Source organism: Mesorhizobium sp. M0678, from assembly GCF_040320505.1.
Taxonomy (GTDB): domain Bacteria; phylum Pseudomonadota; class Alphaproteobacteria; order Rhizobiales; family Rhizobiaceae; genus Mesorhizobium.
Map to the genome: position 1 here is coordinate 73,105 of NZ_JAMYPT010000023.1, position 9,369 is coordinate 82,473.

Below are 9,369 nucleotides of genomic sequence, written 5' to 3' on the forward strand. Positions count from 1 at the left end.
TCGATATCCGAGGTTAGCCACACTATCAGGAGAATGCTTCCCTTTGCGAACTGACGGACTGGGAACTTGGCGATCTCATTGCGCGAAGCGCGATCGATGCGGGATTCGCGATTGAACTCGACGCCGCGGATCCCTAGGACGCCTGTCGAGGCTCAATAGCGGAACAGCCGCTTTAGCCATGTGGCTCCCAATCACGGACGGTCAGGTTCCGGCCCCACACCGGTCGTTCCGTTGGTCCGGCTTAGTGGACGCGTCTGTCGATCCGGCTCGGCCGAACCAAGACGACACAGGCCGACAGCGACGCCTCTGTACTGCTCGTCGGCCGCCCGGTGACGGTGCTGCAATCGTGGCTCGAGCGCGCCGAAATATCTGAAGCCGCCGTGTTTCGCGGCATCGACCGGTGGGCAATCTCGAAAAACGAGCGCTCACGCCGCAGGCCGTCAATCTGATCCTGAAGCGCCGCGTCGCCGAGGCCGGGCTCGACCCGCAAACCTTCTCCGCCCACGGCCTGCGCTCCGGCTATCTTACCGAAACCGCCCTTCGCCAAAAAGAGTACAACCGCTCTGCAGCCCGGTCGGGTGGGGCTCGGTTGCCTGATGCACGACCATTTTTTTGCAGCCGCCCACAGTTAAGAGCGCACAACCAGCGGCACGAGGCCCTCGTGTCGCTCGTCGAGATAGCAGACGATGCGGTCGCCGACGCGCTGAAAAGTGAGGTCGACCTTCACGTCACCGACCGCCAAGTGCCGGAGGACGATGTTGTCGATGCCTATCGGCAGCCGAGGGCGTTCGACATTGATCTCGCCCTTCCAACCATCGATCCGAATCCCGAGACAGGCTTGCAGCATCATGAAGGCGGATCCGGCGGACCATGCCTGTGGCAGACAAGCCACGGGATAGGCCACTGGCGCATCACCGATCGCACGCGTAAACCCGCAGAATAGCTCCGGGAGCCGCATGTTGAAACGGACCGCCGCCTCGAACATGCTGCTCATAAGCTTCACGACACTGGTGCGCTCCTGGTAGCGGGCGAGCCCAGCGGCACAGATTGCCGTATCGTGCGGCCAGATCGAGCCGTTGTGATAGGACATCGGATTGAATGGAGGCTCGTCGTCGGCCAAAGTCCGAACGCCCCAACCGCTGTGGAGATGGGCTGATAACAGCTGCTCGGCAACTGATTGCGCCCGTTCAGCTGACGGTAGCCCGACATAAAGCAGGTGACCGGGGTTGGAGGCGCGCACCGCGCATTGCTTGCCTTCGCCGTCGATTGCCAAGGCATAGAAATTGCGGTCTGACATCCAAAACTGCGTCTCCACTGCGTTGCGGATCCTTTCTGCCATGCCGCTCCAGTGCGCTGCCTTGGCGACATCGCCGCGCTTGGCGGCCAGCGCAGCCATGCCTTGATAGGCTGCGAAGACGTAACCTTGCACCTCGACCAGTGCGATTGGTCCCCTGGGTATCGTCCCATCGCTATGGAAGATAGCGTCTGCGCTGTCCTTCCAGCCCTGGTTGAAAAGCCCCGTATCTGCCGCCCTGCTGTAGGTCACGAAACCCTCTCCGTTGCGGGCTCCTACCTCCTCCATCCACGCGATGGCCGCACACAGCGAGTCCCACATGCGATCGACGAACTCGTCATCGCCCGTGCGATCGGCATAGGACCAGGCCAGGTAAACATAGAGCGGAGTGGTGTCGACGCCGCCGTAGTAGCGGCCGAACGGTAGCTCTCGCAGCACAGCCATCTCCCCCTTGCGCGTTTCATGCATGATCTTGCCGGGCTCGGCATCGTCAAATATCGAAGTCTCTGTCGACTGATAGCGGGCAAGGAACGCCAGGACCCCGCGGGCAAGGTCAGGGTTGAGCCACAGCATTTGCAAGGCGGAAATGACGCCGTCGCGGCCGAAGGCGGTCGAGAACCAGGGAATACCGGCGTACGGATAAGGCCCGGTCTCCAGATCAGTGGTCAGCAACGCTATGTCGGCGCGGGTGCGCGTGAGCCAGTCATTGAACACGCGGCCGGAGCTGAAGACGGTGGCGCCCTGTCGACGCTTTGAGCGCATGGCAAACCGCGCTCGCGCCGCGGCCGCGCGGAAGCGATCACTGGACGGGATTTCCTCGCTGTGACCGACCTCCAGATGGAGCGCTCTGCTGTCGCGCATCCCCACCAGAATGAGGAACTCAGCGTGATTGGGGTGCATCTGATGGGGCGTCATCGAAAACGCGATGACGGATTGGCGCTCCACATTGTCGAGGCCCTCGTAGCGAAACGTCACTCTTGACTCGCCCACCCGCGCTTCATGCGCGCGACCGCGCCGGCTGCGCGTAGTGCCGCGCACCTCAAACATGTCACGGAAATCGGCGTCGAAGTCGAACCGGACCGGCAGCAGCACATCGCGCGCGGAGTAGTTCGTGAAGATGACGCGCTCGAACATGCGGTCTCGCCAGATGAACCGGGTCCGATCGATGTGCACGACACCCGGCAGCGTTTCACTACCGTTCGGCCCGATGGTGGCCAGATTTGTCAGATTGGCGGTGAATAGGATGTTATCTTGCGACAGCGAGGCGCCAAGCAGTGAGGGCATGCGGCCGCCGACGAACAGACGGAAGCGCGACAGCACACGCGTATCGTCGCGGAAAAGCCCGTCGCCGGTGCCGCGTATGTCGCCGTAGCTGTCCGCGACGATGAAGCAGTCCTCGTGCTTGAGAGCAAATTGCCTATGCGGCTCGCGCGGCGCCGATTCGTCGAGCGCCGGGAGAGCCACAGCTGGATCAAGCTTGCGTGCTTCGACTTCAGTGGTCATGTCAGCCCTCCTGTTCGAAAGAGACTTAGGCGGTGGAGACTTGGGCGGCGCAGGCACACATGCTTCCCCATAAGGCCGGCGCCGAACCATCCTCATCAACAGCGTCTCGCGTCGATCCCGCACTCGGCGCGCGATCGCGGAGAGCCTCGTTCGAATTCTGGGCGAATCATTGGCGAATTCTGCTGTAAAGCGCGATCAAAAGCGGCTCGAAGCCGATCGGTTCTAGGCCGGTTCGATCAAACAGGCCTGACCAGCTGCATTTCAGCGCGGCCATTTCGAGAGCCAAATGCAAATCGCTTGTTGCCGGCGAGCGAGCGGTAGACCGCCATATAGTCGCTGCACATGCGCCCGACCATGAACCGCCTTTCAAAAGTTTCCCGTACCCGTGCGCGATCGAGACCGCCTATCCGCCGTACAGCCTCCACAGCTTCGTCGACGCTGTCCACTATCAATCCGGACACGCCATCATCGATGACCTCTGGAACGGCGCCGCGGTTGAAGGCTATCACCGGGGTGCCGCGGGCCATTGCCTCGATGGTTACAAGGCCGAACGGTTCGGGCCAGTCGATCGGAAACAGCAGCGCTGTCGCATTGCCCAAAAACTCCGCCTTCTGCTGCTCATCGATCTCGCCAATGAACTCGACATTCGAATATCGAAGCACCAGGGGCTCAACTCGCTCCGCCCAAAATGATTGGTCAACCGCGTCGATTTTGGCCGCGATCTTCAGCGGCATTCCAGCGCGGGCGGCGATTTCTATCGCCACTTCCGGGCCCTTTTCCGGTGAGATGCGGCCAAGAAATGCCAGATATCCCGAGGCTTTCCGCCGGAATGGAAGAATATCACGCGGCAGGCCATGGTAGACCGTTCCGAGCCAATTAACCGGCGGCATGGGCCGGCGCTGGTCATCGGAAATCGAGACCAGCGGAATGTCGTCGAACATCGCGTAAAGCCGCGCCAGGAACGGAAGGTCGAGCCTGCCATGAAGCGTGGTAACGGTTCGCTGCGCGAACTCTCGAATTATCGGAAAGTGGAGAACATCGACATGAAAATGCAGTACATCGAATTCATCCGCCCGTTTACGGACCTGTTCAAGCATCATGATGTGGTAGGGAATATGGTTTTGGGACTTGGGATTCAGGCGCAGTGCAACATCGCAACACGCCACCAGTTCGGCCGAAGTGCGTGAATCACCGCTGGCGAACAAGGTCACCTCGTGGCCCTGTCGAACCAGCTCTTCCGTCAGATATGAAACGATGCGCTCGGTCCCGCCATAGAGCCTGGGGGGTACAGATTCGATAAGAGGTGCAATCTGGGCGATCTTCATTTTTGCAGGACATCGTGAAAGTGAAAAGTCGGCCTTCAACGAAAGCGGGCGATGCGCACACCTCTCCTTGTATTGCATCGACGCCAACTCTCGAATTGCTAATATGTTCCTGGGAAGATCACCCATCGTGACGTTCGGGCTAGGCAAGGCTTGAGGGCCTAGGTCCTGATCTTTGCGGAATGTTCGCGGGGTGCGGGCATTCCGGCATGGCATCGACCGCGAGCGCCGGCATCAAGGTGATCATATTCTGGGTCAACGTGGCGTGTCGAAGCCGCTTCAGCGGGGCCGAGTTTATTCGCAGAAGAAGCATCATTCTCCAGATCCCCCCTGTAGCGCGAGGCGCGTCCGTGGCAGAACTTTGGCATGGCACGCCTTGGCCCGCTGCTGGCATTTTTAGCGCTCTATGCCGCAATGTATGCTGCATTCGGGACAGCGTCCCCGTTCTGGCCACGGTATTTTGAGGCGCGCGGCCTGACACCTGAAGAGCTGGGCGTTCTGTTCGGGCTAGGCAACGCAGCCCGGCTGATTGCCGGACCGCTCGCCAATCGAATTGCAGATCTTCTCGGTGCCCTCCGCATCACCCTGGCGGTCTGCATCGGGATCGCGGCAGCGGCGACGCTTGGGCTGGCTGCCGTGCGATGCGCGCGCCGCAAGGGCGTCGGCGAGGGTTGTGATCGGTGCCAGCCCGAGGCGTCTTTCTTCTGTTGGTCGTCTATCTGGCCCAGTCAGCCGCGAGCCGGGTTTTGAGTATGGTTGGGTGCGGGGTGCGGCATCAGCGGCCTTCGTTGCTGGCACCCTCGCGGCTGGCCAGGTGCTCGGAGTTTTCGAGCTGGATGCGATTATATGGATGTACACCGCGCTGCTCGCCGGAGCGTTGGCTGCCGCCGCGCTGGTGCCGGAATCAGACACCGGCGCCGAGCGGGCTGCGGACCCGGTCGGGCAAAGCGTAATCGGCGGGCTGCGCGAGCTGCTCGGTCTCCCGACTTTCCGGCGCATCGTCATGATTGCGGCGCTGATCTATGGCAGCCATGCAATGCATGACACCTTCTCGGTCATCCGCTGGACGGCGGCCGGGGTCGGCACGGCGGCTAGCAGCATACTTTGGTCGGAAGCCGTCGGAGCGGAGGTGGTGGTGTTCGTTGTGGTCGGGCCGATCCTGCTGCGCCGGCTTGGCGTGGCCGGGGCCGCTGCTCTGGCCGCGGTGGCCGGAATCCTGCGCTGGGTCGTGGAAGCGGAAACGGCGGCGATCTGGATGCTTGCGTTCGTGCAACCGCTTCACGGCATTACCTTCGCACTGCTGCATCTTGCCTGTATGCGTGTTATCGCCAGCAGCGTGCCGGCACATCTTGCCGCCACGGCGCAGGCCCTCTACGCGATCGGCCCGGGGCTGGCCACCGCGGGCCTTGTCTGGGTATCAGGTCAGCTTTATGGAGCCTATGGCCCGCCCGGGTTCCTCATGATGGCGGGACTCTGTGTGCTGTCCCTTCCGCTAGTAATTGGACTTCGTGAAAGGCCCCCACCATCGGATTGACGCGTATGAGGGCGATGGTCGCCGATTGTGCGAGCTTCTCAGCCAAGGGGTGGTAGCGGCGGAATGGGGAAGATGCCAGAGGGGCTCGTCAGCGCCCTCGAGCTTCGGCTTGAGTATTTGCACAAACGAGTCCAGCGGGGGGGTTTATACCGAAGGCGGATGGGAAACAGCGACTGGAAGATAAGATCGTTCAGGATGCAACAGTCACGGTGCTCAATGCATCTATGAAGGCGACTTCTGCGGTTTCTCCTACGGGTTCCGGCCCGGAAGAGGACCACACGGTGCATTGGATGCCCTGTACATCGCGATTGACCAACGGGAGGTGAACTGGATCGTAGACGCCGACACCCAGAACTTCTTCGGGACGGTCAGTCAGGAAAGGCTGGTTCGCTTCATCGAACACAGGATCGGCAACAAGCGCATCATCCGCTTGATCCGCAAATGGCATAGACATGCTCGGACATGACCTCGCGAACGGTCGTGTTGCCGGCTGAGCGCTCCTCGGCGACACCGCGCATCACGATATCGCGGTCGGTCACCATGCCGACCAGCATGTCATTCTCCCGACCGGAAGGGCGCCGAGATAGTCGGCCCGCATTTTCCGGGCGGCAACCGCTATGAGGAAAGGCCTCTGTTCACTTGCTATGCGCTTTAATGTGCATATATTGTGCGTATGAGAGGTCGGAGATTTGCCATGACCCACGCACAGCTCGCACATTCCGCGGTGGTCTCAGGCTTTGTCGATAGCTTGCAGGAACCACGCACGCCCTATATCTCGCCGAAACGCCTGTCGCAGGCCCTCGGCGTGAAGGTGGCCAACCTGGCGCAGTTAACCGGTGTTCATCGCAACACGCTGCGCAATCCCGCATCGGAACGCCTGCAGGGCCGGATGCGCGAAATGGTGAAGGTGATTTCGGCCGCGACGGAACTCACCGGTAACGTCGACAAGGCGATCTACTGGTATCGCAACGAGCCCATCGCCGACTATGGCCATCGCACGGCGGCCGAGCTCGTTGCGGACGGCCAGGTCGAGGCGGTTCTGGCCTTCATCAGGGATCTCGAGAACGGGGCGCGCGGGTGAGAATCACCCACGTCGGCCCGGACGAGATCTTTCACCGCTATCTGACACCCAAATGGGCATTCCTGCCCATCAGCGGTGCGGGCGCGGCGATCGACGGCGGCCGCTTCAATCGACCGGGCGTCGAGGCGCGCCAGCATCATCCCGCCGGCCACCCTTGCAGCCTACAAGATCACGCTCGCCGAGGTCGCCGACCTTTCGCAGGGGTTCGACCCAAACGTCTGGGACGACATCTGGCAAGGATGGGATTGTGCGTGGCGCCAGATCGCCCGCATCGACAGGAAGGTCCCGCCATCGTGGAAGCTCGCGGACCTGGTCATCACGGCTGGGCTTCGCGGTATCCTGTTTCCGTCGCTGCGCCATGCCGGCGGCACCAATCTGGCGATCTTCTCGGCCAATCTTGTCGAAGAGGATCGCGTCGCGGTCCATGATCCCGATCATCGGCTGCCGCACGATCAGTCGTCCTGGTCCTGAATTGCCGCCTCTCGCCAAGGGCGCAACGACCTCTAGGGCACTTGGTCCTCAACGCGGTCAGCCTCTAATTCTTCCTCTTCGCCTTCCTCCTCCTCGCTCGCCAGCCCGGCCGGAATTTCTCCCGCCAGCAGCTTCTCCTTGCTGAGCAGTCCGGCGTCCTCGAGCGCCTCGAAATCGGGCAAGTCGCGCAGCGTGTCGAAACCGAAGTGCGACATGAAGGCTTTGGTCGTCACGTAGGTGTAGGGGGCGCCGGGCTGTGGGCTGCGCGGTCCCGAGGTGATGAATTCCTGCTCGCGCAGTACGCCGATCAGATCGCGTGAAACCTCCTTGCCGAAGAAGGATGACAGCTCGCCACGGGTGATCGGCTGGAAGTATGCAATGCACATCAGCACCAGCGCCTCGAACTGCGACAGGGGTTTTGACCGCGTTCTATCCGCGCCCTGGCCCGTTGCTGTGCCAAATGCACCGCGAATGACGTCGGCAAACGCTTTCCTGGTTCGGTGCTGCCATCCTCCGGCGACCGACACGAGCTCATAGGGCCGGTTGCGCAGTTCCTCGCGAATGTCGTCGATGATCAGATCGACGTTGCAGCTCTTTCCGACGACCCGCGCCAGCGTCTCACGCATGACGGGCTCGCTGGCGGCGAAGATGACCGCCTCAATCCGGCCCATCCATTCACGCCAGCGCAGCTCCGGCGGCAGGTGCTCGAGTTCGGTATCGACCAGCAAGCGCTGGTTATCCTTTCGCTGAGTTCCCGTCCGGTCCGCCATCGCTACAGCCCATAGAGCCGGAAGGTCGGCCGACCCGACAATTCTCGCACGGCGCCAAAGTCGACCAGCCTGTCAAACAGGCGCCGCAGACCTCGCTCGCTCATGCCAGGAATGGGCTGGGACGCGACAATCGCATCGTCGGAGAGCAGTTTTTCGACTACAGCATCCGATCCCTTTGCCCGCAGCTTCGGTGCAACGGCGATGAGCCGCTGGGCACGACGATCGAGCTCGGCCGAAAGCTCGACGGCCCGCAGCGCGGCGCGCGCGTGAGCCACAAGGAGGCTCTGCACGCTCTCCCGGCCTGGCCCCTGGTCCCTCTCCGCCAGGCTGGTTATTCTCGGTCGCACGCCACGCGTGTACCCGCCCGATCCTGACTGCGCTCCCAGCAGCGGCACCGCATATTGCCAGCCCAGCCGTTGCGCCAGCAGGACGTCGGCGAGCCAGGACCCGAAACTGCGTCCGAAGCCATGGCGCTCAGCAGCCGCGAAGGCGCCGGTCAGCACCGCGACAACGCCCTCCGCCCCGGAAAGCTGGCGGAGATCCTCGATCAGATCGCTCACCGCCTCGTCGTCGCCTCCGTGACCGAGTTCGTCCAGCGCGGCGGCGAGCACAGCTTCCGTCAGCAGATCCTCTGCCGGCAGCAAAGTCAGCCGGCGCCAGGCGAGCAGAATGCGGCCGGCCGGCCCGACGTCATCGCCGGGACGGGTCAGACACACCGCGTCACGCAGGGCGCCGTCATCCTCGACGCGGCCCGCCTTTCGCGACGTCGAAGCGGCCGCCGCGAGCGCCAAGCGCTGCCGCCAGGCCCCGGCCCACCGCTCCTGCCGGCGCACGACAGCGTCGAGCGCGCCGATCGTTGCGCCTGCCACAACCGCAGCCTCGTCAAGGCTTTGCGGGCCGTCGACCGCCCGTCGCAACCAGGACGGCACCGGCGCCACGGTGGTGACCAGTTCAATCCCGGCAGGGTGAGCATTGTGGCGGAGCGACGGCTTGGGGCGAAGAATCATCGTCAATGAGGATGAACGAGCGCGGCGCTTCTGGCAACGATAATGCGAACAAACCGCCGCGCCCGTCGTAGCTCCACAACGAACGATAATGTTGCATTATCATTCGTTGTTTACGAGGTCTAGGGGACCATGGTAGAATACGCCAGAATGGTAGACTATTGGAGTCTTTCGTGTCCCTGAACATCAAAAATCCGGCCACCGTGGCTCTCGCCGACGAACTCGCGCGTCGCCAAGGCATCAGCAAGACGGCAGCCATTCACCAGGCCCTGAGCGAGCGGCTGCACCGCTTGGGCTTTGGAGAGACCGCTCAGGAGCGTCTGCTGGCAGAATTGCGCGCCATCCGAGAAAGAGTTGCACGATTGCCCGAACTGGATAGTCGCAGCGACG

General features: G+C 62.3%; 10 protein-coding genes and 2 pseudogenes. 7 read left to right on the top strand and 5 right to left on the bottom strand.

Annotated features, from left to right (window positions below):
• Window positions 1-254 precede the first annotated feature (254 nt).
• Window positions 255-544: pseudogene (locus NKI29_RS28010) on the top strand (site-specific integrase); the annotation flags it as partial.
• 84 nt (window positions 545-628) lie between these two features.
• On the opposite strand, the gene NKI29_RS28015 reads toward NKI29_RS28010, so the two are convergent.
• Both NKI29_RS28015 and NKI29_RS28020 read right to left on the bottom strand, forming a co-directional pair.
• Window positions 629-2,797, bottom strand: coding sequence for an amylo-alpha-1,6-glucosidase (locus NKI29_RS28015; protein WP_352797959.1), 2,169 nt, complete (start codon window positions 2,795-2,797; stop codon window positions 629-631).
• Between the two features lie 236 nt (window positions 2,798-3,033).
• On the bottom strand, window positions 3,034-4,122 hold the full coding sequence (locus NKI29_RS28020) for a glycosyltransferase family 4 protein (protein ID WP_352797945.1): 1,089 nt from the start codon (window positions 4,120-4,122) through the stop codon (window positions 3,034-3,036).
• 363 nt (window positions 4,123-4,485) lie between these two features.
• Between NKI29_RS28020 and NKI29_RS28025 the strand changes: the two genes are divergently transcribed.
• The 3 genes and pseudogenes from NKI29_RS28025 to NKI29_RS28035 form a co-directional block, all read left to right on the top strand.
• Window positions 4,486-4,869, top strand: coding sequence for an MFS transporter (locus NKI29_RS28025; RefSeq protein WP_352797947.1), 384 nt, complete (start codon window positions 4,486-4,488; stop codon window positions 4,867-4,869).
• Between the two features lie 10 nt (window positions 4,870-4,879).
• Window positions 4,880-5,653 carry an MFS transporter gene (locus NKI29_RS28030; protein ID WP_352797949.1) on the top strand — a complete coding sequence of 258 codons (774 nt, stop codon included), beginning with the start codon at window positions 4,880-4,882 and terminating at the stop codon, window positions 5,651-5,653.
• 96 nt (window positions 5,654-5,749) lie between these two features.
• Window positions 5,750-6,098: pseudogene (locus tag NKI29_RS28035) on the top strand (group II intron reverse transcriptase/maturase); the annotation flags it as partial.
• On the opposite strand, the gene NKI29_RS28040 reads toward NKI29_RS28035, so the two are convergent.
• Window positions 6,076-6,207, bottom strand: coding sequence for a CBS domain-containing protein (locus NKI29_RS28040; protein WP_352450421.1), 132 nt, complete (start codon window positions 6,205-6,207; stop codon window positions 6,076-6,078). The pseudogene NKI29_RS28035 and the gene NKI29_RS28040 sit on opposite strands and share 23 nt — an antisense overlap.
• A gap of 140 nt (window positions 6,208-6,347) precedes the next feature.
• Here NKI29_RS28040 and NKI29_RS28045 point away from each other — a divergent pair, with 140 nt between their 5' ends.
• Both NKI29_RS28045 and NKI29_RS28050 read left to right on the top strand, forming a co-directional pair.
• Window positions 6,348-6,734, top strand: a complete 387-nt coding sequence (locus NKI29_RS28045; RefSeq protein ID WP_352450324.1) for a hypothetical protein — start codon at window positions 6,348-6,350, stop codon at window positions 6,732-6,734.
• Window positions 6,735-6,809: 75 nt separating this feature from the next.
• On the top strand, window positions 6,810-7,205 hold the full coding sequence (locus NKI29_RS28050) for an RES domain-containing protein (RefSeq protein ID WP_352797951.1): 396 nt from the start codon (window positions 6,810-6,812) through the stop codon (window positions 7,203-7,205).
• A gap of 32 nt (window positions 7,206-7,237) precedes the next feature.
• Here NKI29_RS28050 and scpB read toward each other — a convergent pair whose 3' ends face one another.
• Both scpB and NKI29_RS28060 read right to left on the bottom strand, forming a co-directional pair.
• A complete protein-coding gene (scpB, locus tag NKI29_RS28055; protein ID WP_352725958.1) occupies window positions 7,238-7,975 on the bottom strand; it encodes an SMC-Scp complex subunit ScpB in 738 nt (245 codons plus the stop codon).
• Window positions 7,976-7,977: 2 nt separating this feature from the next.
• The gene (locus tag NKI29_RS28060; protein WP_352797962.1) at window positions 7,978-8,982 is read right to left on the bottom strand and encodes a DUF1403 family protein; all 1,005 of its coding nucleotides are present in this window, start codon (window positions 8,980-8,982) and stop codon (window positions 7,978-7,980) included.
• A 170-nt stretch (window positions 8,983-9,152) separates the two neighbouring features.
• Between NKI29_RS28060 and NKI29_RS28065 the strand changes: the two genes are divergently transcribed.
• On the top strand, window positions 9,153-9,369 hold a 217-nt coding region (locus NKI29_RS28065), incomplete at its 3' end, for a type II toxin-antitoxin system VapB family antitoxin (RefSeq protein ID WP_352797953.1).